The sequence below is a fragment of the Micromonospora sp. NPDC003944 genome (genome assembly GCF_053605225.1).
The window spans coordinates 1-23,562 of the sequence record NZ_JBSGIV010000067.1 but is presented as its reverse complement, the minus strand read 5'-3'; the positions used below and the strand labels follow the sequence as shown (position 1 = coordinate 23,562).

The following is a 23,562-nucleotide window of genomic DNA, read 5'->3' as shown; positions in this document are numbered from 1 at the left end:
ATCTTGCGGTTTCGGTTGTCGTTTCGGGTGGTTCGTGGAATTCGTCGGGACAGAAAGTGCACGATCGCGGGGTGTTGAGGGGGGTCACGGGGCACCGACCAGGAGGGCGGTGTTGGCGCCGCCGAAGGCGGCGTTGAGGGTCAGGGCGTAGCGGGTGGTGAGCGCGGCCGGGCGATCCCTGATCACGTTCACCGGGCAGGAGTCGTCTCGGCCCAGCCAACCGGCGTTGACCGGCAGCTCACCGTGGCGCAGCGCGAGCACGGTGACCACCAGTTCGAGCAGCCCGGACGCCTCCAGCGCGTGCCCGTGCACCGACTTCGTGGAGCTGACCGGAACCTCGGTGCCGTGCCCACCGAGGGCGCGACGCAGTGCGGCCGCCTCGGCGGCGTCGCTCTGCGCGGTGCCGGTGGCGTTGGCGTTGACGTAGCCGACAGCCTGCGGTGGCAGCCCGGCCCGGCGCAGCGCGCCGTCGACCGCGCGGGCCAGCCCCGTGCCGCCGGGCTCCGGCTGGCAGGGGTGGAACGCGTCGCCGGCCCGTCCCCAACCGACCACGGCGGCAAGCGGCTCGGCCCCGCTCCGACGCCCGTCGCTGGACTCGAGGACCACTGCGGCCACGCCGTCACCAAGCAGCAACCCCCGACGGCCGGCGCTGAACGGGCGGACCGCCCCGTCGACCGCGAGGGCGCGACCGGCGTCGAAGAGCGCGAACTGGTCCGGCTCCACCAGATAGCCGGCGGCGACCACCACCCGCTCGACGTCACCTCTGGTGATCCGGGCGGCGGCGTCGGCCACCGCCGTGCTGGCAGACACGCAGGCGCTGGTGTAGACCCGGGTGTGACCGGACAGGCCACACCCGGCGGCGAGCTGGCCGGCGAGCACGGCCGGGGCCGGGCCCGCACCGGGGGCCGGGCCACCGTGCACGGCGAGGAGCAGGGCGCACCCGGCGCGCTGCGCGCGGTCCAGGCCGGCCGCCCGGCACGCCGCGTCGATCGCGGCGGCCAGCTCGTCGGGGAGCGTACCGACCTCGGGCAGGGTGGCCGCCGCGGTGACCCGGCGGGCGGCGGTATCGAACCTGTCTACCGGCCGGAACGCCGGCACGCCGGCCAGCACACCGGCGAGCTGCGCGTCGACGCCCCTGCCCAGGGCGCTGATCGCGGACATGCCGGTGAGCTGGGTGACACGCGCCTCAACCATCTGCGGAGGCGGTCAACGACGCCCGGAACACCGCCAGGGCGTCGTCGACGGTGCGGATGCTTGCAAGCTCGTCGTCGGCGAGGTCGAGCCTGCGGTCGTAGCGCTGCTCCACGAGGTGCACCAGCCAGGCGAGCTCCATCGAGCCGATCCGGTCGGACACCTCGGTCGCTGGTTTCGCGGTGAGTTCGGCGAGCATGGTCAACAGGTCAGCTCGCCCCAGATCGGGCTGACCGCTCATCAGGGTTTGTCGCTCGTCGTCTCAGCGACGCGATCGGCGACCATGGCGGTGAACTCGCCGACGGTCATCAGGGCCAGTTGCTCCGACTCGTCGTCGGCGAACGTGAGGCCGTAGCGGTCCTCGACCCGCACGGACAGGTCGGCCAGGGCGAGGGACTCCAGGTCGACGCCGGAGGGGCCGAGCGTGGTGTCGTCGTCGAGCCCTTCGACGTCGTAGTTCATGTCGGCGAGCTGCTCGACGACGAAGGCACGGACCTCGGCTCTCATGGATACCCTCTCTGCGTGGCTCAGTTGACGGTGTCCGGTCGGGACGCCGTCTACGTGTGGGTCGGCCGGGACACCGGCGGTCAGCCGGATCCGGCCACTGTGCTGCTGCGGCGGGCGGGCGCTCTGCTGCTCGGAGGTACGCGGGCCGAGGTGCTGCTGACGCACGACCGCGCAGGACGGCCGGTCGTCCGGGTGGACGCGGCGACCGGGTCGGTCGAGCTGGCGGTCAGCGTGAGCCGCACCGCCGGGCTGGTGGTGGTGGCCGCCCGCCGGGCCGGTGCGGTCGGGGTGGACGTGGAACGTGTCCGCCCGCTGCCGGCGCTCGCGCTGGCCCGCCGCTGGTTCGCTCCCGCCGAGCTGGCCTGGTTGGGCGATCGGCCCGAGGCTTGCCGGACGGTGGACTTCCTGCGGCTGTGGACCGCGAAGGAGGCGGTCGGCAAGGCGCTCGGGCAGGGGTTGCGCGGTGGCGGGCTGCGCCGGCCGATGCCGCCGCCGGGGCTGCCGCTGCGGCCGGTACCCGGCGTCGATGCCCTGCGGGTCGGTCACCCGCAGCTGAACGGGGGCCTCGTCCTGGCCGTCGCCGCGCACGCGAGCACGACTGTCGACGTCGAGGTGGTGCAGCGGCCCGGTCACGGGGTGACCGCCGAGCGCAGCGCGTCGGTCGAGCGGACCAGCTTGCCGGTGGTGGTACGCGGCAACTGGTCGAGCAGGTGCAGCGCCCGGGGTCGTTTGTAGCCGGCCAACCGTTCGGCGAGGAGCTTGTCGAGTGTCTCCTCCGACAGCGGGCCGTCGGGTTGAACGTACGCGGTGATGCCGTCGTCCCAGACCACCACCGCCGCGGCCACCCCGGTCAGCTCGGCGACGGTGGCCTCCACCTCGGTCAGGTCGACCTTCATCCCGCCGACGGAGACCTGCGAGTCGAGTCGTCCGCGTACCGTGACCAGGCCGGTGTCCTCGTCGACGGTGCCGGCGTCGCGGGTGTGCAGCCAGCCGTCGGACCACCGGGTCGGGTCACTCGACCCGACGTACGGCGACGCCGGGCAGGACACCCACAGCTCGCCGCCGGACTCGCGGACCTCGATGCCGGGGGCCGGGGCGATCGACGGCCGGTGCGCCCCGTGCAGGTCGGTGCCGATCACGCCGACCTCGGTCATCCCGTACATGTTGCCCAGGGGCACCCCGTACCTGTCGGTGAACGCCCGGACGACCGCGGCCGGCACCAGCTCGCCTCCGGTGGTCATCCGCCGCAGCTGGGGCAGTGGACCGGCCGGCCGGGTGGAGGCGAGGAGTCCGATGTGGAACGGCACGCCCAGCACGGTGGCCGGTGTGGTGTCAGCGCTGATCGCGGCCAGCACCGCGTCGCCGCTGAGCCGCTCCGGCGGAACCAGCGTGACCCCGGCGTGCAGCCCGTAGAGCAGGCCGCCGACCAGGCCGAGCACGTGCACCATCGAGGGCAGCAGGATGATCCGCTCGCCGGGCAGCGCCACCCCGTCGATCCGGGTGTAGCGGTGCACCTCGGCGACGAGGTCGGCTGCGGTGCGACCGATCACCTTGGACGGGCCGGTGGAGCCGGAGCTGAGCTGGATCACGGCGTGGCCGCTGACCGCCGGACGGTCGGCGTACCGGGTGACGCCCTCGGTGACGTCGACGAAGATCTTCAGCGCGCCGCCACCGCTGCTCACCGGGGCGACCACCACCTGCGGGGTCAACCGGCGCAGCGCGCGGTCCACCTCGTGGTCGGTGAGCCGGTGGTCGAGCAGGATCGCCTGCCCGCCGGCGCGCCAGGTGGCCAGCAGGTTCACCACGTACGCCAGTGACGGTGGCAACCGCAGCGCGGCGGCGCCGCCGGGGCGCAGTCCGGCGGCGGTCAGCCGGGTCTGCGCGGCGGTGACCAGCCGGTGCAGGGTGGACCTGTCGATGGGCTCGGGCAGACGGAGACAAACGTCGGTCGGGTGACCGGCGAGCAGGACGTCGTCCACCCAGCCGGGGTCTGTCGCCGTAAGATCTTCTGCCGTCACTGCCGTTCACCGCCCAGCATGAAAGAGGGCGAATCCGCCCATCACGTACGCTTGTCGGGGTGCTGCGGGGAACCATACGACGCCCACAGGGCCATTGCTAGATGCGAATGGATGGATCAAAAGCAGCGGCCAGCCGGATTGCCGACAGCCCGTTCGTCGGACAGGATCGGGCGGGCGATTCGGCGCAGCGTCACCGAGACATGACGCCTCGTACAACCGTCGCGCGGCCCCACCCGGACGGCCGATGGCGACACACTCAGCGGGTGAGGCCGACGAGCGTGGCGAGTCGCGCCACGCTCGGCCGCCGCGCGGCCGCGGTGCGCGATCTCAGCGATGAGAGTACGAGCGCGGACCTCGTCGGGCGCGACGCTGTCGACCGGGTTGCCCGGTGGCAGCCGCCGATGGTGCAGTTCCGGACGTCGAAGCGCCGGACATGCCCCCTTTGCCGCGACGCCACGTGCAGGATCGCGGCGAGCGGGCGTCGATCATGGAGTTGTGGTGCCTACCTTCGTCCTGGTAAGAGGCGCTTTGTTGCCCACCACAACTCCATGATCGACGGAGCAGAAGCCCTTAGGGCAGGGCTGGGGTCTGGGCGTGGATGTGGAAGCGCAGCGAGCGGGCGTCGGTGAAGCACTCCCGCATCGGACGGACGAGGTCGCGGTGCTCCGGGCTGCGTTCCCAGTCCTCGAAGTCGGCCAGGCTCGCCCACTCGCTGGTGATCAGCCACTGCTCCGGGTCGGTCGACGACCGGCACACCTGGTCGACGAGGTGCCCCGGCACACCACCGGCGACCAGGTGCCGCACCTGCTCGTACGCGGCGAGGAACTGCTCGGTGCGCGGCACCGGCACCCGTACCAGGAAGACCACCCGGGCCCGCTTGTCGCTCATGACGCCTCTCCCCTCATCGGCGCGGCCCCGCGCAGGACCAGCGCGCTGTTGAACCCGTCGAAGCCCCGTGCGCAGACCAGCGCGAGCCGGCTGCGCGGTCGGCGGTGTTCCCGCAGGAAGTCCAGCTCGCAGCCCTCGGCCACCTCGTCCGGCCCGGCCGACGCGGGCAGCGTGTCGTTGGCGAAGGCGAGCAGCGCGGTGGCCACGTCCAACGCCGAACCACCCTGGTACGCCCGACCGGTGAGGGGTTTCTGCGTGGTCACCGGGGGCGGCCGGTCGGCGAACACCGCGCGCAGCGCCTCGGCCTCGCTGCGGTCGTAGCGGGGCACACCGAGTGCGTCGGGCAGCACCACGTCGATCCCCGCCGCGGCGACGCCGGCCCGGTCCAGGGCCAGGCGCATCGCCCGCGCGTACTGGGCGGTGTCACCGGAGCTGTCCGCCGTGGTGTGCGCGGCGTCGTGGGTGGAGCCCCACCCGCTCACCTCGCCGTAGACCCGGGCGCCCCGGGCCAGGGCGTGGCCCAACTCCTCCACCACGAACACCGCTCCCCCCTCGGCCGGCAGGTAACCGCTGGCGGTGGCGTCGAACGGTCGGTACGCCCGCTCGGGGTCGGCGACGTCGCTGAGCAACCCCGACCGCAGTTGGCAGGCGAGCGCGTACGGGCTGAGCGGGCACTCGGTGGCCCCGGCGATCACGACCGGGGTGCCTCGGCGCACCGCGCGGGCGGCGTGCGCCAGGCTGTCCAACCCGCCGGCCGACTCCGCGACCAGCACCCCGCTCGGGCCCTTGAACTGGTGGTGGATGGAGAGCTGTCCGACGCTTGCGGCGTAGAACCAGGCGATCGACTGGTACGCCCCGACCGTGCGCGACGTGCCTCCCCACAGGCGTTGCAGCTCCCGCTGCCCGAACAGGTTGCCCCCGGACGAGCTGGCCAGGGCGACCGCGTAGCCGTACGGGTCGGGGGCCCGCTCGGGCAGGCCCGCGTCGGTCAACGCCAGCCGGGTGGCGGCGAAGCCGAGGTGCGTCCACCTGTCGGTCTGCACCAGTTGTCGACTGTCGGCGTAGGAGTCGGGGGTGAAGCCGGGCACCTCCCCACCGAAGCGGGTCGGATAGCCGGACGGGTCGAACAACGTGATCGGCCCGGTCCGGCGGGTGCCGTCGAGGACGGTGCGCCAGTGCGCGTCCGCGCCGATGCCGCTCGGCGCGACCACCCCGATGCCGGTCACCACCGCGCGGGCGACCCCGGCGTTCACGCCAGCACTCCGCCGAGCATCCGACGGAAGACCATCGCCGACTGGAAGCCACCGAACCCGCTGCCCACCGAGAGGGCGACGTCCACCGGGACCTCCCGCGCCTCGTTGGGTACGTAGTCCAGGTCGCACTCCGGGTCCCGGGTGCTCCAGTTCGCCGTCGGCGGCACCACGCCGAACTCGATGGCGAGGGCGCAGGCGGCCATCTCGATCGACCCGATCGCGCCGAGCGAGTGCCCGACCATCGACTTGATCGAGCTGATCGGCACCCGGTACGCGGCCTGGCCCAGTGCCCGCTTGAACGCGGCCGTCTCGTGCCTGTCGTTCTGCCTCGTGCCCGAGCCGTGCGCGCTGATGTAGGAGACCTGCTCGGGCAGGATCCGGCCCTGCTTGAGCGCGTCGGTGACGGCGAGGCTCATCTCCAGTCCGTCCGGTCGCAGACCGGTCATGTGGAAGCCGTTGCTGCGGCTGGCGTAGCCGGCCACCTCGCAGTAGATGTGCGCCCCGCGCCGCCGGGCGTGCCCGGCCTCCTCCAACACCAGCACCGCCCCGCCCTCGGCCAGCACGAACCCGTGCCGGTCGGCGTCGAACGGGCGGGAGGCGTGCGCCGGGTCGTCGTTGTCCGGGCTGGTCGCCTTGATCGCGTCGAACGAGGCGACAGTGACAGGTGAGATCGGCGAGTCGGCCGCGCCGGCAAGCATCACGTCCGCCTCACCGTCCACGATCATCTGGTGGGCGTACCCGATGGCGTCGATGCCGGAGGTGCAGCCGGTGGAGACCACCTGCGCCGGGCCGTGCAACCCGTGCCGGCAGGCCACGTCCGCCGCGAGGCTGCTGGGCACCAGCGCCTGATAGAGGTACGGGCCACCGCGCGCCGCGTCCACGAGCCAACGCCGGCCGTGCTCGCTCACCGTGACGTACTCCTGCTCCAACGCCATGGTGCCGCCGACCGCCGTGCCCAGCACCACTCCGGCCCGGTCCCGTTCCGCGTCGGTGAGCACCAGTTGGGCGTCGGCCACCGCCTCGGCGGAGCAGGCCAGCGCGAACTGCACGTACCTGTCGGCCCGGCGCCGCTCGGCCTCGCTGAGGCCCGCCGCGACCGGGTCGAAGTCGCACTCCGCCGCGATCTGCGAACGGAACGCGGACGGGTCGAAGGAGCTGATCCGCCGGGTGGCGGTCCGCCCCTCGGTGATGGTCTTCCAGAAGCGGTCCCGGCTGGCGCCGCCCGGGGCGACCACCCCGACCCCGGTCACCACCGTGCGGCGCCCGGTCATGGTGCCTCCACCAACTCGGTGTCGACGTGCCCCAGCTCGGGTCGGGGTGCGAGCGGGCCCAGGTGGAAGACCACCTCGGCCGGTTCGACACCGGTGTTGCGCAGTCGGTGCCGCACGTTGACCGGCACGAACAGGCCCTCGCCGGCGGCCAGCAGCGTCCGCTGGTCGTCCAGGTCGACGGTGATCGCGCCCCGCACCAGGTACAGGAACTCCTCGCTGTACGGGTGGTAGTGCTCGGCGATCCGCTCCCCCGGCTCGAGCGTGGCCACCCCGAGGAAGCCCGAGGTGCTGCCGACGGTGCGGGGGCCGAGCAGCACCCGCAGCTCACCGCCGCGACGGCGGTCGGCGGGTACGTCCCGGGCGGCGATCGGGCGGGTGCTCAGGTCACTCATCGTCGGCTCCCGTCGGCGCGTGACCGGCGGCCGGGGCGCCCTGGTCGGCGCGCTGCCAGGCGATCCGTTCCAGCCGGTCCTTGATCACCGCGAGTTGGATCACGCTGTTGGTGTTGATCCGCTCGGTCATCGCGGCGTTGTCGACGGGCGCCGTCGGTTTCATCGCGAAGTCCTGCGTCCAGGTCATCCGGGTGCCACCGGCCTCCTCGGTGTAGCGCCAGTGGATGCGCATGTACTCGAACGGCCCGGTCTCCACCCGGTGTGCCCGCACCTGCCCGCTCACCGGGTCGGCGGTGCGCTCGCTGACCCAACTCCAGGACACCCCGTTCTCGTCGGGGTACATGGTGAGCCGGAACCGCACGGTGTGTCCCTCACGGTGCAGGATCTCCACCACGGCGTACTCGGTGAACAGCTCGGTCCAGTTCGCCACGTCGTTGGTGACCTCCCAGACCAGGCCCAGCGGCGCGTCGATGACGATGCTGTTCTCGGTGTGTCCGGGCGGGTCGACGCGGCGGGCGACCAGATCGGCCACCGCCGGGATGCTCAACTGCCCGGCCTGCTCGGGGATGCTCACCTGCCAGCGGTCGGCGACGACCGCGGAGAGTTCCAGCAGGGCGAGCGAGTCCATGCCCAGTTCCTCCAGCGACGCGGCGGGCGCCCGGGCCGCGGCGTCGGCATCCAGTCCGCAGTGCGCCACCAGGATGTCGGTGATCTCGGCGGTCATCGGGCGACCATGGGTGACGGTCATCGGGTCCTCCTGTGGGTTGCGTCGGGATCTGCGGCGGGCGCGGTGCGCGGTGCGGGAGTGGCGGCCGGGCCCTGGGCGGGCGCGGCGAGCAGACGGTCGACCAGGCCGGTGGTGTAGCGGCCCTTACGGAAGGCGGCGTCGTCGAGCACCCGCCGGACGAACGGGATGGTGGTGTGCACGCCCGGACCGGCGATGTCGAACTCGTCCAGGGCGCGTTCCAGCCGGTTGAGGGCCAGTTCCCGGTCGGGCGCCCAGACGATCAGCTTGGCCAGCAGCGAGTCGTACCAGGGGCCGATCAGGTAGCCGGCGCTGGCGTGGGTGTCCACTCGGGTGAACGGGCCGCCGGGTGGGGTGAACCGCTCCAACCGGCCGGGGGTGGGGGCGAAGCCGCGTCCGGGGTCCTCGCTGTTGACCCGGCACTCGACCGCGACGCCGTGCAGGCGGATCTCCTCCTGCCGCCAGCGCAGCGGCACCCCGGCGGCGATGTGCAGTTGCTCGTGCACCAGGTCGATCCCGGTGACCATCTCGGTGACCGGGTGTTCCACCTGGATCCGGCAGTTGATCTCCAGGAAGTGGAACTTCTCCTCGGCGTCGACAAGGAACTCCAGCGTGCCGGCACCGACGAAACCGACCTCGAGCGCACCGTGCAGGGCGGTCTCGGCGATGGTGTCGAGAACGGCCGCGGGCAGCGCCGGGGCGGGCGCCTCCTCGACCAGTTTCTGGTGCCGGCGTTGCACCGAGCAGTCCCGGGTGCCCAGGTGCACCCCGTTCCCCTGGGCGTCACAGAGCACCTGCACCTCGACGTGCCGCGCCTCGGTCAGGTAGCGCTCGACGTACACCCGGTCGTCGCCGAAGGCGGCCTGCGCGGCGGCCCGGGTACGGGTGTACGCCCGGCGCAGCTCACCCGGGGTGTGCACCACGGTCATCCCGCGACCCCCACCCCCGGCCGCGGCCTTCACGATCACCGGGTAGCCGACAGCCTCGGCCACCTCGGCCGCCGCGGCGGCGGTCGGCACCGGCGCGACACTGCCCGGCGACAGCGGCAGACCGGCGCGGCTCATCAGTGCCCGTGCCGACGACTTGTCGGCAAGCGCGGCCATCACCGCCGGTGGTGGGCCGATGAACGTCAGACCGTTGTCGGCGCAGATCTCGGCGAAGTCGGCGTCCTCGGAGAGGAAGCCGTAGCCCGGGTGCACGGCCTGCGCGCCCACCTGCCGTGCCGCCTCCACGATGGCGGCGGCGTTGAGGTAACTGCGCCGGCTCGACGCGGGCCCGATCCGCACGGCCTGGTCGGCGAGGCGGACCGCCGCCGAGTCGGCGTCGGCGGCGGAGTAGACCACCGCCGTGCGCACACCCAACTCCTTGCAGGCGCGCAGCACCCGCAACGCGATCTCACCCCGGTTGGCGATCAGCACGGTCTCGAACATGGTCACCCACCCCGCGCCGTCACGCCGGGTCCAGCTCGACGAGCGGCTGGTCGTACTCGACCGGCTGGCCGTCCTCGACGAGGATCGCGGCCACCCGCCCGGCCCGGTCGGCGGTCACCTCGTTCATCAACTTCATCGCCTCGACGATGGCGACCGGCTGCCCCGGGCGAACCAGGTCGCCCACGGCGACGAACGGCCGCGCGCCGGGCTCCGGCGCCCGGTAGAAGGTGCCGACGATCGGTGCCCGCACGGCGGCGCGCCCGGGCACCGACGGCCGGATCACCGCAGGTGGGGCACCCGGTGCCGGCACGACCGCCGGTGCCGCCTCGACCCGTGGCATGGGAACGTCCGGTCGAGTCACGTCCTCGGGGTGCCACTCGACCTCCAGCACCGCCGGCCCGCTCCGCAGCCGGATCCGGCGTACCGGCCCCGCCAGCTCGGCGATCAGGTGCTGTGCCTGCCGGCGCAGCCCGGCCAGTGCCTCTTCGCCGCCCAACCCGACGCCGTCGGGCTCCATGCCGCCCGTCCCGACGCCGTCGGACGCCTCGACCGTCGGTGCCACCCTGACGCCGTCGGACGCCTCGACTGTCGACACCGTCCCGTCGCCGGCGGTCATCGCAGGCCCGCCCGGGCGCCGCTGCGGTTCGCGCCGAACCGTCGGAAGCGTTGCCGGCGCAGGCGGACCAGCATGGCGGGTGGCACGTCCAGCAGCGGCAGGAGGTTGTCCAGCAGTGCCGCGCGCAGCCGGTGGGCGGTCTCCGCCGGGTCGTCGTGCGCGGCGCTCGACGGCTCCGGGACGACCTCGTCGACCACGCCGAGTCGACACAGGTCGGGCGCGGTCAGTCGCAACGCGCGGGCGGCCTGGGGTGCCGCGGAACGGTCCGGCCAGAGGATCGCCGCACACCCCTCGGGGCTGATCACCGAGTAGACGGCGTTCTCCAGCATCAGCACGCGGTCGGCCACCGCCAGCGCCAACGCACCACCGCTGCCGCCCTCCCCGGTGATCACCGCGAGCACGGGGGTGGGCAGCACGGTGAGGGTGAGGATGTTCTCGGCGATGGCCGCGGCCTGGCCCTGCTCCTCGGCGCTCACCCCGGGGTCCGCGCCGGGGGTGTCCACGAGGGTGACCACGGGCAGGCCGAGCCGGGCCGCGAGGCGCATCAGTCGCAGCGCCTTGCGGTGCCCGGCCGGGCTGGCCATGCCGAAGTTGCGGGCGACCAACTCGGCGGTGGTGTGCCCCTTCTGGTGGCCGATGACCATCACGTGCCGCCCGGCCAACCGCGCCACCCCGCCCACGATGGCCGGGCAGTCCGCGCCGAGACGGTCACCGTGCAGCTCCACGAACCCGTCGAAGACGGAGTCCAGGTAGTCGAGCGTGGTCGGTCGCCCCGGGTGCCGGGCCATCCGGACGGTGTCCCACGCGTCGCGTACCGCCGGGGTGTCGCCCACGGCCGGGCCGACCACCGGGCCCGCCGGCCGCGTCACTGCCGCCTCGTCGGCGACGAAGCGGTCGCGACGCGATGCCGGCTCCTGCCGGGGTACGGGAGGACGCGCCGGACGGCCGGCACGGGTCGCGGCGAGCAGCGCCATCAGCCGTGCGCGCAGCGACCGGCGCTGCACCACCATGTCGACCTGCCCGTGTCGGAGCAGGAAGTCGGCGGTCTGGAAACCCTCCGGCAGTGCCCGTCCGGTGATCTGCCGGATCACCCGGGGGCCGGCGAAGCCCATCCGCGCGCCGCTCTCGGCGAGCACCAGATCGGTGTTGGTGGCGAACGAGGCGGCCACCCCGCCGTAGGTCGGGTCGGTGAGGACGCTCACGGTGAGCAGCCCGGCCTCGCGCAGCGCGGCGATGGCCTGGCTGACGGTCGCCATCTGCATCAACGACAGCACGCCCTCCTGCATCCGTGCCCCGCCGGAGGCGGTGATCAGGATGAGCGGGGTGCGGTCGTCGAGCGCCCGTTCGGCCGCCCGGGTGATCGACTCGCCCACCGCGCAGCCCAGGCTGCCGCCGAGAAAGCGGAAGTCCATCACCGCCAGGGCCGCCGGGTGCCCACCGATGGTGGCGGTGGCGCAGACGACCGCCTCGGCCAGGCCGGTGCTGGCCCGCGCGCCGGTGAGCCGGTGCGGGTACGGCAGCACGTCGACGAAGTCGAGCGGATCCGCCTCCGGCAGCCGGTCGGGCAGCGGACACAGCGAACCCGGGTCGACCAGTTGGCGCAGGCGTTCCGGCGCGCCGAGGCGGGCATGTTCCCCGCACTCCGGACAGACGTCGAGGTTGCGGCGCAACCGTTTGCGGTAGAGCAGACTGGCGCAGCCGGCGCAGCGCGACCAGAGCTGCTCTTCGCGCGGCGCGGTGGCTGTCACGACCGCCGCCCGGTGTCCGGGGCGTCGAACCGGTAGAAGCACCGCGCCATGGCGTCCCGCGGCGAGCGCCAGGTCGACAGGTACGGCGACACGTACGGGCGCAGGCGGTCACTGACCCGGATGAACTCGGGGTGGTCACGGGCGGCCTCCACCGCCCCCTCGGCCGGCTGTGCGGTTTCGAGCAGGTGCACATAGAGGTCGTGCAGTCGGTACAGCGAGCGGTGCCGGACACCGACCAGGCGCGGCAGCTCCGTCGAGTCCGACTCGGCGAAGATCTCGGCGACCCGCTCCTCGGCGGTCGGATCCACCTTCGCGACGATCAGTGATCGCTCCATACTGGGCCTCCCCCACGGCGTCCGGTCGACGACGGGTGGACCCCGGACGCGCCTGACGACTCCGGCCACGATGCGCCGATCCACGTCACGACGGCGTCACCACGACGGGCTGACCAGCGACGCATTGCGGTGACGCTGCGTTGACGCAACCTGTGTATCAGCTATGCGTCCGGCGCACTCACCGCGCTAACGTTTACCCAGTTCAGAACCGATCTCGGGTTGACTGTCACTGATAGAAGGTCCATGCTGACGTTGACGCAACGTGACCGTAATTGATAATCTTCAGCGTGGTCAGCCCGGCGGCCTCAGCGGGCGGGGCCGCGCCCGGCCACGCCACCATCGGCGGCGTCGACAGTGGCGTCGCGGGCAACCGATCCGGGACACAGCAGATGTCGGGACGAGCGTTCCGCAGGGGGTGCCGCCGTGGCCGCTGATCCGTCCGTGCCGACCGCCGGGGACCCGCCCGAGGAGGGCGTGTCACTCCATCTGCTCGGGGGCTTCCGGCTCCTCCGCGAGGCGGTGCCGGTCGTGGTGCCGCGGGGGCTGCAACGGGTGATCGCGCTGATCGGGCTCCGCCCCGGCGCCACCCGCAGCCAGCTCGCCGGCCTGCTCTGGCCCGACGCGTCGGAGGAGCGGGCGCTGTCCTCCCTGCGCACCGCCCTGTGGCGACTCCGACAGGATCCGTGCTGCCCGATGACCGTGGCCAGCGACACCGTACGCCTCGGCCCGGCGGTCCGGCTCGACGTGGACGACCTGGTCGGCACCGCGGCCCGGGTCCGCGACGGCGACGACCCACGCACCGCGGCCGGAGCGCTCGCCGCCGGGCGGCACGACCTCCTCCCCGGCTGGTACGACGACTGGGTGCTGCTGGACCGGGAGCGCCTGCGCCAACTCCGCCTGCACATGCTGGAACAGGTGGCCGGGCACCACCTGGCCGCGGGCCGGCACGGCGAGGCCCTCGAAGCCGCGCTGGAGGCGATGGCCGCCGAGCCGTTACGGGAGACACCACACCGACTGGTGGTCCGCATCCACCTGGCCGAGGGCAACGCCTTCGAGGCCGTGCACGCCTTCTACGTCTACCGGGACCTGCTGCGCCGTGAGCTGCGCCTGGAGCCGAGCCCCGCCATGAGCGCCCTGCTCGACGACACGCTCGCCCCGATCCGCCAGGCCAGCCGCGACGCCATCACCGATGGCAGGTCACCGGCCGGCCGGCGTACGTGACGCGCCACCCGTCACCGACCGCTCAACGCACGTGACGGTGACGTGACAGGCACTGCGGCACGGTGGGCGGCACAGAGCACGTGGCACCGACCCCCGTGGGTCGGGCAGGCCACCGGCGGAAGGGGTCCCATGAGTCGTCTACTGATCGTCAGCCGGATCATCCCGGGAGCGGAGGGGCGAGTCGCGCAGATCTTCGCCGAATCCGACGCCACCGAACTGCCCAGCCTGACCGGCGTCACGCACCGGTCCCTGTACTGCCTCCACGACCTGTGCGTACACCTGCTGGAGACCTCGGACGACGTCGACCCGGATGCGCTCGCGGCGGCCCGCAACCACCCGCTCTTCCGACAGGTCAACGAGCGACTCTCCGCGCACACCTCGCCGTACCTTCCGACCTGGCGCTCCCCCCGGGACGCGATCGCCGGCTGCTTCTACCGCTGGGACGCCACCGCCGCGCCCGCAGCCAGCCCGGACAGCGCCGCCGCGCCTACGGCGGACCCCGCCGATACCACCGCGCCCGCTGCGCGCCAGGCCAGCACCGAGGCGCCCGCCGCGCACCCGGCCGGTTGACATGTCCGCCGCGCCGCCGCACGTCCTGATCATCGGCGCGGGCACGGGCGGGTTGTGCCTGGCGCACGGCCTGCGCCGCGCCGGGATCAGCGTCGCCGTCTACGAACGGCACCGCGACCGCGCCGAAGGTCTGCTCGGCTACCGGGTCGGCATCGGCCCCACCGGTAGCCGGGCGCTCCGGGAGTGCCTACCCCCGGAACTGTTCGCCACCTTCCTCGCCACCTGCGCCCGACCGCCGCACTACTTCAACGTCGTCACCCAGGGGCTCCGCCAGACCGCGTCGTTCGCGCTCCGGCCGAGCGCCGACCCGGTACGCACCGAACACTCGGTGGCCCGGATGGTGCTACGCCAGGTACTGCTGACCGGCCTGGAGGACGTGGTGCACTTCGACAAGACCTTCACCCGGTACGAGCAGCGTGACGACGGCACCGTCACCGCGCACTTCGCCGACGGCACCACCGCCACCGGCGACCTGCTGGTGGCGGCCGACGGCACCCATTCCGCCGTACGTCGCCAGTACCTGCCGCACGCCGTCACCCGCGACGCCGGAACGATCAACATCGCCACCCGGATCCCGCTGACCCCGCACACCCGGGGTCTCATTCCGGAGCGGGTCCAGCAGGGCATCTCGTTGATCTTCGGCGTCGGCGGGATGATGGGCGTGCTGCACGTGATGGAGTTCAAGTGGGACGCCGAACGGGCGATCAAGCCGGGCGTCAGCGAGGCCGATGCCGCCCTGCTCCGAGAGTGGCCCGGCCTGACCCACGACACCACCACCGACAACATCAACCTGATCATCTGGAGTGCGGCAAACCGGTTCCCGGCCGACATCATGCAACGCCGCGGCGAGGATCTCGTGCACATAGCGCTGGACCTCACCTCGAACTGGCACCCGCACCTGCGGGAGTTGCTCGCCCACGCGGACCCGGCCAGCGCCCTACCGATCAAAGTGTCCACGTCCGAGCCGGTGCCGCCCTGGAAGAGCAGCACCGTCACCATGCTCGGCGACGCCATCCACACCATGACCCCCGGTCGTGGCGTGGGCGCGAACACCGCGCTACGCGACGCGCGTCTGCTCTGCGAACAGCTTCGCCGCGCCACCGCCGGCGACAAGACGCTACTCCAGGCGGTCGCCGACTACGAGGCCGTGATGGCGCCGTACGGCTTCGCGCGGGTCGCCGAATCGTTGAACCGCAGCGGCACCAACGGCGAGGACCGGATGTACCGGCCGGTGGTGGGCCGGCTCGCGCTGCTCGGCGCGCGTGGCTACTTCGGGGTGACCAGCCGCGTACCACCGCTTCGTCGCCGGTTCGTCGACGACTTCCACACCTACGAGGGCGACCAGGACTGAAGCCCGCATCGCCCGACCCGGGCTCGGCGTTCCGCGCCGGGCCCGGGTCGCGTCGTCTCCGTGCCCGGCTCTGGTCGGTACCTGGCCCCTTCACCCCGGCCGTTGGTCTCATTCGCGTCCGGCGTCTCGCGCCGGGTCCCGGTGTCGCTGGGTCCCGGTCTCGTCGGTCCGGACCTGGGTGCGATTGGGCGACGCTGCGTCACTCCACAGGCACCGGCTGAGGTGGTCGTCCCACCTGCAACGCTGACGGCCGATCCTGCCTGTCGTCGGCAATACGCGTGTGCAAAGCTGCGGCGAGTTTTTCTCGTGACTTTTCCAACGAGCTGAGAGGGAGGTTCGCCGTGGCGTGGTCTTTCGGACACTCGCTGATAGTGGTACTGGCACTGGTGCTGGGCCTGGCCGCCGGGTGGCTGCTGCGCGGCCGGCGGGGCGTACAGGGTAATTCGATTGTGGATGGTGACCCCGTCGCCGGCCTGGCCGTGATCTCCACGCCCACGCCGGCCGCCACCACCGACGAGGCCCGGCCCGCGGCCGCCGTCGACCCGGCGCCCACCGCTGTCGCCGACGAGCCGGTACCTGTCGACACGGTCAGCGCGCCGGCCGCGACGACCGAACCGGACGGTCCCACCCCGGTGCCCGTGCCGGCGGACGCCCCGAGCACCGTCGACCCGGGCGACATGGCACTGACCGAGGACCCGCCGCCCGTACCGGCCGCCGAGCAGTCCGACACTACCGACCTGCGGCCCGAGCCGACTGCGGGATCGGCCGCCGAACCGCTCACGGTCGACGAGCAGCCCACCCCGGCGGCCGTGGTCGCTCCCCGCCAGCCCGCAGACGACCTCCCGCCCGTCGACACGACGCCGGCCGAGGATGCGCCGCTCGCGGCCACTGCGGACGACGATGCGCAGACCACGGCGACGACTGTCGCCCGGACGTCGGCAGAGGCTCCGGACGATCCGTCGGTTGCCGACTCGGTGCACACCGACTCCGTGCAGGCCGAGTCGGCGGAGGCCGAGTCGGCGGAGGCCGAGCCGGTGCACGCCGCATCGGTGCAGGCCGAGTCGGTGCAGGCCGAGTCGGTGCACACCGACTCCGTGCACGCCGCGTCGGCGGATGCCGCATCGGTGCAGGCCGAGTCGGTGGATGCCGCCGAGGAGGCCGAGCGGTCGGCGGTGGCGACGCCTCCGGTCCGGCCGACCGCCGCCGCGACCCCTCCGGTCCGTTCGGCTGCCGACGCGGCGATCAGCAGCGTCGACGCCGACCCGACGGGCCCGGCCGACGACTTCCGCCGGATCCAGGGAATCGGCCCGAAGATGGCGGCGGCCTTGCAGGACGCCGGGGTGCGCACGTACGGCCAGCTCGGCGAGTTGGACGAGCCGGCACTGCGCGACCTCATCCGGGCCGCCGGCCTGCGTGCCGCGCCTGGCCTGGCCAGTTGGCCGCAGCAGGCCCGCGTGCTCGCCGGCGCCGGCGACGAGATGGCCGCGGTGCTGCCGAACGGCAACCAGGCCTGACCGCCTACATTCGAGCCCCCGGTAGCCGTCCCTCGCGACGGCGCGCCGGGGGCTCGGCCGTACCTACCGAGAAACCCGCCTACGCCGGCCGCCCCCGATGATCGACTCGGCTTGCAGGAAACCGCGCCATCCACTTGCCCCGGACACCCCGACATCCAGAAACCCGAGTCGACCACCGCACCGAGCGGCCCGTACACCCGCCCCACGGTCGTGCTCGATCCTGGAAGTAGTGGTGTCGAGCGCGGCTGACGCCACTACATCCATGATGTAGTGCGATCTTGCCGGCAGGCGGCCAGGCGAGCGGGTGGCGGCACCCGCGCAACTACGCCCCAGGGCAGCACGGCCACCCCGAGCAGCACGGCCACCCCGAGCAGCACGGCCACCCGGAACCGGCGCGTCGGGGGCGCGCAGCCTCAGGCGCGCAGCCTCGCTGCGAGGTCGCCGATCGATGCCATTGCGTACCGCTGCATTCCTGGGCCGAAGGTGATGCGTGTCGCGCCCTGCCGGCCCAGTTCGGCCACGGACTCCCGGTCGGGCTGGGCGGCCATGTTGATCGGGCCGGAGATGCCCTCGCGCAGCTGCGGGAGCACCTGCGGCGGCGCCAGGATCGGGTAGACGCAGTCGGCGCCGGCCGCCACGTAGCGGCGGGCGCGTTCGATCGCCTCGGCCGGGTCACCCGTGCCGACCAGGAACGTGTCGACACGCGCGTTGATGAAGAGGGCGTCACCCGCTTCGGCGCGTACCTCGGCCAGCCAGTCGGCGTGCCGGCGGGGGTCCTTGAGGGTGGCGTGCCCGTCCGAGTCTTCCAGGTTGCAGCCGACGGCACCGGCCTCCAACAGCCGTGCGACCAGCTCGCGAGGGGTCAGGCCGTACCCGCCTTCGACGTCGGCGGATACCGGAACGGACACGGCGCGGACGATGCGCGCAACCGCCGCGAACATCTCGTCGGGCGGGGTCGCGCCGTCCTCGTAGCCGAGGGAGGCGGCGACGCCCGCGCTCGGGGTCGCCAGCGCCGGGTATCCGGCGTCGGCAAGCATCCGCGCGCTGGCCGCGTCCCAGGGGCCTGGCAGGACGAGCGGGTCGCCGGCGGCACGGGCGTGGTGCAGGGCACGGAAGGTGGAGGCGGTCATCGTTCGGGTCTCCCGGAGGTGGAACCCGCCCGTCGGCGGCGAGCAGCGTTTATTTGATCTTGCGGGTCGAGCGGACCACGATGCTCTCGTACTCCGGGTGCTTGACCAGCCAGTCGGCGAGGAACGGGCAGATCGGCACGACGGTGCGGCCCTTGCTCCGCGCGTCGTCCATGACAGCTCGCGCCAGCGTCGAACCGAGGCCCCTGCCCTCGTACGCCGGATCGACCTCGGTGTGCGTGTAGGCGATGATCGAACCGGTCAGCTGGTAGGTGACGAACCCGGCGACCACGCCCGCCTCGTCGCGCGCCTCGAAACGCTCCCGCGCCGACGCGTCTGTCACGGTGAACTGCACCCGACCATCCAACCACCCGACCCGGCGGCGCTCCCCGCGAGGCCGGTGGGGAGGTGATTCCGCGCATTGTCGGGACCGAAACGGGAAACGCAACACCGCCAGGCGCCACAGCACACGACACCGCCGGTCACATCGTGGGAGGAGACCCGCCAGCATGACGGATCCGGCAACGGACGGCGGCTTCGCCGTCGTCGAGATGTTCACGTCCCAGGGCTGCAACAGTTGTCCTCCGGCGGAGGAGTTGCTGAGCGAGATCGAACGCGACGCACGGGAGCGGGGACAGAACGTCTTCGCCCTCGGGTTCCACGTCGACTACTGGGACGACCTGGGGTGGCCCGACCAGTTCGCCGACGCGGCGTACACCGCGCGGCAGGAGACGTACGCCCGCGCGTTGGGCACCAGAGGTCTGTACACCCCGCAGATGGTCGTCAACGGGACCGTCGAGTTCGTCGGCTCCGATCGCCGACGGGCGGCCGGCGCGATCATGTCCGCCATGGCCTCGACCGCCACCACACCGCTGGCGCTCTCCATCGCCGACCTCGCCGACGACCGGGTGATGGTGGACTACCGGACCGAACAGCCGCCCCCGGGCTCGGTGGTGCACGTGGCGGTCGTGGAGCGGGACCTGACCAGCGAGATCGCCCGGGGGGAGAACGCCGGTCGGACGCTGCGGCAGGACAACGTGGTGCGGGCGTTCCGGTCGGTGGCCCTGGCCGCCGAGCGGGGGCAGGTGGAGCTGGCGACACCACCCGGTCTCGATCCGGGCCGCGCCAGCGTGGTCGGCTATGTCCAGGAGAACGGTGATCGGGCCATCGTCGGCGCCACCGCGGTCGAGCTGTCCAGCGCGTAATCTCGGCGTATGCGGATGGCGCGCGGTGCGAGGGGGTTCGGTGGCTGACGCGGACGACGTACGCCGGGTGGCGCTGGCCCTGCCGCACACGGTGGAGATTCCCAGTGACGGCTTCGACTTCCGGGTGGCCGACAAGGGTTTCGTCTGGTCCTACCCGGAGCGGGTGCCGGGCAAGCCGCGGGTGATCCGGCTCGACATCGCGGTGTTGTTCGTCGGCGACGAGGCCGAGAAGCAGGCCCTTCTGCTCGGGGAGCCCGAGATCTTCTTCACCACTCCGGGCTACGACGGTCTGCCCCTGGTGTTGCTGCGCCTGGCCGCGGTCGACCTCGACCGGCTGACCGAGTTGGTGAGCGACGCGTGGCGGATGCGCGTGCCGGACGCGTTGCTGGGCGACCGTGCGGGCGCCGGCAAGTAGCGACATCAGCACGCAACGGGCCCGACACATTGACGGGGATCTCGGTGCTCCACTACCGTTGCCGAGAGAGCGCTCTCTCACCTGACCTTCCCCCCAATTCAGACGCATCGCGCTGGACCCGGCAAGGGCCGCACCCGGCGCGCGATGGAGGCACCATGAAACCTCCCGTCCCCCACCGCCGATGGGCCCTGGCCGCCGCCACCGCGCTGGCCCTGGTCGTCGGCGGTCTCGCCATCCCCGTCACCCCCGCCGCCGAAGCCGCACCCGTGGGCGCCGGCAGCTACACCACCACCCCGGTCGGCCCGCTCCCCAGCGGCTGCGGCGCGATGTCCAGCAACCCCCGGCAGTTCGCCACCGCCAACGCGCCAGCCGGGCCGATACCCACCAACGACTGGTGGTCCTCGCTGCTGTGGAAGCGCACCGACTGCTCCTTCAGCGAGCCGTTGCACGCCCACCCGATCTCGTACGACACCTTCGGCGACGGGCTCGGCTTCTCGGCCAACTCGACGCCCGCCATCAGCGGCACCGCCACCGGTGTCGGCGAGTACCACTACCCGTACGTGCAGGACATCCGGGTCGGCGTGGCCGGGCTCAGCGCACCCCTGGTGAAGGTCGACGGCTGGACGGACTGGACGGTCAGCCCGCACTGGAGCGACGGCACCCGCACCATGCGCGCGACGATCGGCCACGGTCTGCCCTTCGCGTACTTCCAGACCACCGGCGGGAACGCGCAGATCAGCACCGCCGGCACCCCCGACGTCTGGTCGAACAGTGGGGCCACCATCGGCTTCCGGGTCAACGGCCACGACTACGTCGGGTTCGCGCCGAGCGGCGCCAGCTGGACGGTGGCCTCCGGCCGGATCTCCTCCACCCTGGCCGGCCGCGGTTACTTCTCCGTCGCCCTCCTGCCGCCGACGTCGAGCACGGCCGAACGCGCCAGCCTGGCCGCCACCTACGGCCAGTACGCGCACGCCCACGTGACCGGCACCCAGGTTTCGTACGCGTACAACCCCGCGACCAGCGGCCTGACCACCACGTACGCGTTCACCACGACCGCCCGGGAGGGCAGCGCCACGCAGACCGTGGTCAGCCTCTACCCGCACCAGTGGAAGTCGCTGAGCGGCTCCACCGCGATCACGCCGACCTACCCGTCGGCGCGCGGGCGGATGAAGGTGCTCACCGGTGTCAACCAGTTCCGCACCGCCATGAAGTTCCAGGGCATCCTGCCCGAACTGCCGGCCGTCGGCGACGGCAGCGGTGGTGACCTGTCGACGCTCACCGGACACCTGGCCGCCACCCGCGCCAACCCGATGGACCAGCGCGGCAACGACACCTACTGGACCGGCAAGGGCCTCGGCCGGGCCGCGCGGATCGCCGAGATCGCCGACCAGGTCAACGACACCACTACCCGCGACAGCGCGCTGAACGCGATCCGAAGCACGCTCACCGACTGGTTCACCGCGTCCAGCGGCAAGACCAGTCGGGTCTTCTACTACGACAACAACTGGGGCACCCTGATCGGCTACCCCGCGTCGTACGGGTCCGACCAGGAGCTCAACGACCACCACTTCCACTACGGCTACTACATCGCCGCCGCCGCGACCCTGGCGAAGTTCGACCCGAGTTGGGCGGCCACCAGCCGCTACGGCGGCATGGTGGACCTGCTGATCCGGGACGCCAACAACTACCGCCGCGACGACACCCGCTTCCCGTACCTGCGGGACTTCGACATCTACGCCGGTCACGACTGGGCGTCCGGGCACGGCTCCTTCGGCTCGGGCAACAACCAGGAGTCCTCGTCGGAGGGGATGAACTTCGCGAGCGCCCTGATCCAGTGGGGGCAGACGACCGGTGACACGGCAGTCCGCGACGCGGGCGTCTTCCTGTACACCACGCAGGCCGCGGCCATCCAGGAGTACTGGTTCGACGTCAGCGACCAGAACTTCCCGAGCGCGTTCGGGCACTCGACGGTCGGCATGGTCTGGGGTGACGGTGGCGCGTACGCCACCTGGTTCAGCGGCGAGCCGGAGATGATCCAGGGCATCAACCTGCTTCCGGTCACCGGCGGGCACCTCTACCTCGGCAACAACCCGGCGTACGTGCGGACCAACTACGCCGAACTCGTCCGCAACAACGGCGGGCCGCCGACCGTGTGGCAGGACATCCTCTGGCAGTTCCAGGCCCTCGGTGACGCCGACGCGGCGTTGGCGAATCTGCGGGCGAACCCGGGCTACACGCCGGAGGAGGGCGAGAGCCGGGCGCACACGTTCCACTGGATCCGCAACCTCGCCGCCCTTGGCACCGTCGACACGTCGGTGACCGGCAACCATCCGCTGTCCGCGGTGTTCTCCCGCAACGGGGCCCGCACCTACGTGGCCTCGAACCCGACGGCTACGCCGATCACCGTCACGTTCTCCAACGGCACCACGCTCACCGTGGGAGCCGGCAAGACGGCCACCACCGGGGCGTACACCTGGAGTGGTGGCAACGCGGCCGGCGGCGTCCCTCCGACGACGCCCACCGATCCCCCGCCGACGACGACCCCGCCGACGACGACCCCGCCGCCGTCCACCGGCGGGCCGACCCGCTACCTGCTGCCCGGGGGCGGTCTGGGTGGCGCCGGTAGCGCGGCCACGACGACTGTCGCGGCGGCAAACGGAAACCACGATGGTACGCCGACAAACGCCCAGGTCTTCACGGCGACCGGCCTCAACCTCGCCTACTCGGGCGGGCAGACCGCGTTCGACCTGTTCGTGGACGCCGGGGCGGCGGTCGGCAACGGCGTGCAGGTGCGAATCTCCTACGACCTCACCGGCAACGGCAGTTGGGACCGGGTGGAGACGTCGCGCTACTTCGCCACCGATCCGGTGGCCGGCTACGAGCACTACACCCAGAGCGCCGGCCTGGCCTCGGCCACCGGCACGTTGGGCACGCTGAGCAACGGCACGGTCCGGGTGGAGGTCTGGTCGGCGATCGGCAACAACCCGAGCACGGTGGGCATCGGCAACCAGTCGGTGCTGCGACTTCCGTACTCCTGACCGATCCGTTCGTCGCGACACGACGTCGGCCGGTGTGCGGGACCAGGAACGGTCCCGCACACCGGCCGACGTGCTGTGGTCAGTCGGTCGGTGTCAGGAGGCGGTGCAGGTGGGCGTCATTCCGGTCCCGCTGCCCGTGCCCTGGAAGCCGAACTCGGCGACCTGGCCGGCGTTGAGCCGGCCGTTGTAGTCGACGTTGGCGAACCGCACCGTGCCGGTGGAGCCGCTGGCCGTCGCACTCCAGGTGCTGGTGACGCTGGCACCACTGGGCAGGGTGACGCTGACGTTCCACCCGTTGGTACCGGCGGAGCCGGCGGTCACCTTCACGTTTGCCACGAACCCACCGTTCCACGAGTTCAGCGACACCGACGCCGAGCATCCGCCGGTGGTCGGCGGCGGGGTGGTGGGCGGCGGGTCGGTGGGCGGGGGCGTCGTCGGTGGCGGGGTGGTGGGGGTGCCCGTGCCGGCGTTGAGAGCGTTCAGGACGTTCGTGTACGCGGCCTTCTTGTTGCCGTTGCAGTCGAACAGCAGCGCGTTGTCCGAGCCACGCCACGAGTCGCAGTCGCGCACGCCCCACACGGTGATGCCGGTGCAGCGCGAGACGTTCATGCAGGCCCGGGTGACCGCGCCGAAGATGTTGGCCTGGTTGCCGCCGGTCATCACGTCCAGCTCGGTGATCTGCACGTCCACGCCGAGGTCGGCGAAGCGCTGCAGGTTGGCCTGGTAG

At 72.4% G+C, this 23,562-nt stretch carries 22 protein-coding genes and 2 pseudogenes; 8 read left to right on the top strand and 16 right to left on the bottom strand.

Going from position 1 to position 23,562, the window contains the following annotated elements; genetic code table 11:
- Positions 1-84 precede the first annotated feature (84 nt).
- The 3 genes from ACWER9_RS26495 to ACWER9_RS26485 are packed head-to-tail and all read right to left on the bottom strand — an operon-like array spanning position 85 to position 1,698.
- Complete coding sequence (locus ACWER9_RS26495) at positions 85-1,194, bottom strand: beta-ketoacyl synthase N-terminal-like domain-containing protein (protein WP_452304387.1); 1,110 nt, start codon at positions 1,192-1,194, stop codon at positions 85-87.
- Positions 1,187-1,432 (bottom strand): acyl carrier protein, encoded by a 246-nt coding sequence (locus tag ACWER9_RS26490; RefSeq protein ID WP_452304386.1) that lies wholly within the window; start codon positions 1,430-1,432, stop codon positions 1,187-1,189. Before ACWER9_RS26490 ends, ACWER9_RS26495 begins: the two co-directional genes overlap by 8 nt.
- On the bottom strand, positions 1,432-1,698 hold the full coding sequence (locus ACWER9_RS26485) for an acyl carrier protein (RefSeq protein ID WP_452304385.1): 267 nt from the start codon (positions 1,696-1,698) through the stop codon (positions 1,432-1,434). Before ACWER9_RS26485 ends, ACWER9_RS26490 begins: the two co-directional genes overlap by 1 nt.
- Positions 1,699-1,728: 30 nt before the next feature.
- Between ACWER9_RS26485 and ACWER9_RS26480 the strand changes: the two genes are divergently transcribed.
- Positions 1,729-2,433, top strand: a complete 705-nt coding sequence (locus ACWER9_RS26480; RefSeq protein WP_452304397.1) for a 4'-phosphopantetheinyl transferase family protein — start codon at positions 1,729-1,731, stop codon at positions 2,431-2,433.
- Here the strand turns inward: ACWER9_RS26480 and ACWER9_RS26475 are convergent.
- The 10 genes from ACWER9_RS26475 to ACWER9_RS26430 form a co-directional block, all read right to left on the bottom strand.
- A complete protein-coding gene (locus ACWER9_RS26475; protein ID WP_452304384.1) occupies positions 2,328-3,716 on the bottom strand; it encodes a class I adenylate-forming enzyme family protein in 1,389 nt (462 codons plus the stop codon). The two genes, ACWER9_RS26480 and ACWER9_RS26475, sit on opposite strands and share 106 nt — an antisense overlap.
- Positions 3,717-4,286: 570 nt before the next feature.
- Positions 4,287-4,604, bottom strand: a complete 318-nt coding sequence (locus ACWER9_RS26470) for an antibiotic biosynthesis monooxygenase family protein (protein ID WP_452304383.1) — start codon at positions 4,602-4,604, stop codon at positions 4,287-4,289.
- The gene (locus ACWER9_RS26465) at positions 4,601-5,857 is read right to left on the bottom strand and encodes a beta-ketoacyl synthase N-terminal-like domain-containing protein (protein WP_452304382.1); all 1,257 of its coding nucleotides are present in this window, start codon (positions 5,855-5,857) and stop codon (positions 4,601-4,603) included. Before ACWER9_RS26465 ends, ACWER9_RS26470 begins: the two co-directional genes overlap by 4 nt.
- Entirely contained in the window at positions 5,854-7,128 is a 1,275-nt protein-coding gene (locus ACWER9_RS26460) for a beta-ketoacyl-[acyl-carrier-protein] synthase family protein (protein WP_452304381.1), read from the bottom strand. Before ACWER9_RS26460 ends, ACWER9_RS26465 begins: the two co-directional genes overlap by 4 nt.
- Positions 7,125-7,520 (bottom strand): cupin domain-containing protein, encoded by a 396-nt coding sequence (locus ACWER9_RS26455; protein WP_452304380.1) that lies wholly within the window; start codon positions 7,518-7,520, stop codon positions 7,125-7,127. Before ACWER9_RS26455 ends, ACWER9_RS26460 begins: the two co-directional genes overlap by 4 nt.
- A complete protein-coding gene (locus ACWER9_RS26450; RefSeq protein WP_452304379.1) occupies positions 7,513-8,268 on the bottom strand; it encodes an SRPBCC family protein in 756 nt (251 codons plus the stop codon). The genes ACWER9_RS26455 and ACWER9_RS26450 overlap by 8 nt, the downstream gene beginning before the upstream one ends.
- Positions 8,265-9,695: an acetyl-CoA carboxylase biotin carboxylase subunit gene (locus ACWER9_RS26445; protein ID WP_452304378.1), complete on the bottom strand. Its 1,431-nt coding sequence runs from the start codon at positions 9,693-9,695 to the stop codon at positions 8,265-8,267. Before ACWER9_RS26445 ends, ACWER9_RS26450 begins: the two co-directional genes overlap by 4 nt.
- 19 nt (positions 9,696-9,714) lie before the next feature.
- Positions 9,715-10,311 (bottom strand): acetyl-CoA carboxylase biotin carboxyl carrier protein, encoded by a 597-nt coding sequence (accB, locus tag ACWER9_RS26440; RefSeq protein WP_452304377.1) that lies wholly within the window; start codon positions 10,309-10,311, stop codon positions 9,715-9,717.
- Positions 10,308-12,059 carry an acetyl-CoA carboxylase carboxyltransferase subunit alpha gene (locus ACWER9_RS26435; RefSeq protein ID WP_452304376.1) on the bottom strand — a complete coding sequence of 584 codons (1,752 nt, stop codon included), beginning with the start codon at positions 12,057-12,059 and terminating at the stop codon, positions 10,308-10,310. The genes accB and ACWER9_RS26435 overlap by 4 nt, the downstream gene beginning before the upstream one ends.
- Positions 12,056-12,394 (bottom strand): TcmI family type II polyketide cyclase, encoded by a 339-nt coding sequence (locus ACWER9_RS26430; RefSeq protein ID WP_452304375.1) that lies wholly within the window; start codon positions 12,392-12,394, stop codon positions 12,056-12,058. The genes ACWER9_RS26435 and ACWER9_RS26430 overlap by 4 nt, the downstream gene beginning before the upstream one ends.
- A 423-nt stretch (positions 12,395-12,817) precedes the next feature.
- Between ACWER9_RS26430 and ACWER9_RS26425 the strand changes: the two genes are divergently transcribed.
- The 4 genes and pseudogenes from ACWER9_RS26425 to ACWER9_RS26410 form a co-directional block, all read left to right on the top strand.
- The gene (locus ACWER9_RS26425; RefSeq protein ID WP_452304374.1) at positions 12,818-13,615 is read left to right on the top strand and encodes an AfsR/SARP family transcriptional regulator; all 798 of its coding nucleotides are present in this window, start codon (positions 12,818-12,820) and stop codon (positions 13,613-13,615) included.
- A 129-nt stretch (positions 13,616-13,744) separates the two neighbouring features.
- Positions 13,745-14,077, top strand: a pseudogene (locus ACWER9_RS26420) (TcmI family type II polyketide cyclase); the annotation flags it as partial.
- 109 nt (positions 14,078-14,186) lie between these two features.
- Complete coding sequence (locus ACWER9_RS26415) at positions 14,187-15,536, top strand: FAD-dependent oxidoreductase (RefSeq protein WP_452304373.1); 1,350 nt, start codon at positions 14,187-14,189, stop codon at positions 15,534-15,536.
- A 1,229-nt stretch (positions 15,537-16,765) separates the two neighbouring features.
- Positions 16,766-17,050 (top strand): annotated as a pseudogene (locus tag ACWER9_RS26410) (hypothetical protein); the annotation flags it as partial.
- A gap of 413 nt (positions 17,051-17,463) precedes the next feature.
- Here the strand turns inward: ACWER9_RS26410 and ACWER9_RS26405 are convergent.
- Together ACWER9_RS26405 and ACWER9_RS26400 are read right to left on the bottom strand one after the other, a co-directional pair.
- Positions 17,464-18,180 (bottom strand): isocitrate lyase/PEP mutase family protein, encoded by a 717-nt coding sequence (locus ACWER9_RS26405; RefSeq protein ID WP_452304372.1) that lies wholly within the window; start codon positions 18,178-18,180, stop codon positions 17,464-17,466.
- A 49-nt stretch (positions 18,181-18,229) separates the two neighbouring features.
- On the bottom strand, positions 18,230-18,532 hold the full coding sequence (locus ACWER9_RS26400; protein WP_452304371.1) for a GNAT family N-acetyltransferase: 303 nt from the start codon (positions 18,530-18,532) through the stop codon (positions 18,230-18,232).
- A gap of 154 nt (positions 18,533-18,686) precedes the next feature.
- Between ACWER9_RS26400 and ACWER9_RS26395 the strand changes: the two genes are divergently transcribed.
- The 3 genes from ACWER9_RS26395 to ACWER9_RS26385 all read left to right on the top strand — a co-directional run bounded on the left by ACWER9_RS26395 (position 18,687) and on the right by ACWER9_RS26385 (position 22,835).
- Entirely contained in the window at positions 18,687-19,382 is a 696-nt protein-coding gene (locus ACWER9_RS26395) for a DUF1223 domain-containing protein (protein WP_452304370.1), read from the top strand.
- A 40-nt stretch (positions 19,383-19,422) separates the two neighbouring features.
- Complete coding sequence (locus ACWER9_RS26390) at positions 19,423-19,797, top strand: MmcQ/YjbR family DNA-binding protein (RefSeq protein WP_452304369.1); 375 nt, start codon at positions 19,423-19,425, stop codon at positions 19,795-19,797.
- 155 nt (positions 19,798-19,952) lie between these two features.
- Positions 19,953-22,835 carry a glycosyl hydrolase gene (locus ACWER9_RS26385; RefSeq protein ID WP_452304368.1) on the top strand — a complete coding sequence of 961 codons (2,883 nt, stop codon included), beginning with the start codon at positions 19,953-19,955 and terminating at the stop codon, positions 22,833-22,835.
- A 93-nt stretch (positions 22,836-22,928) separates the two neighbouring features.
- Here ACWER9_RS26385 and ACWER9_RS26380 read toward each other — a convergent pair.
- A partial coding sequence (locus ACWER9_RS26380) for an endo-1,4-beta-xylanase (protein ID WP_452304367.1) occupies positions 22,929-23,562 on the bottom strand: 634 nt, incomplete at its 5' end.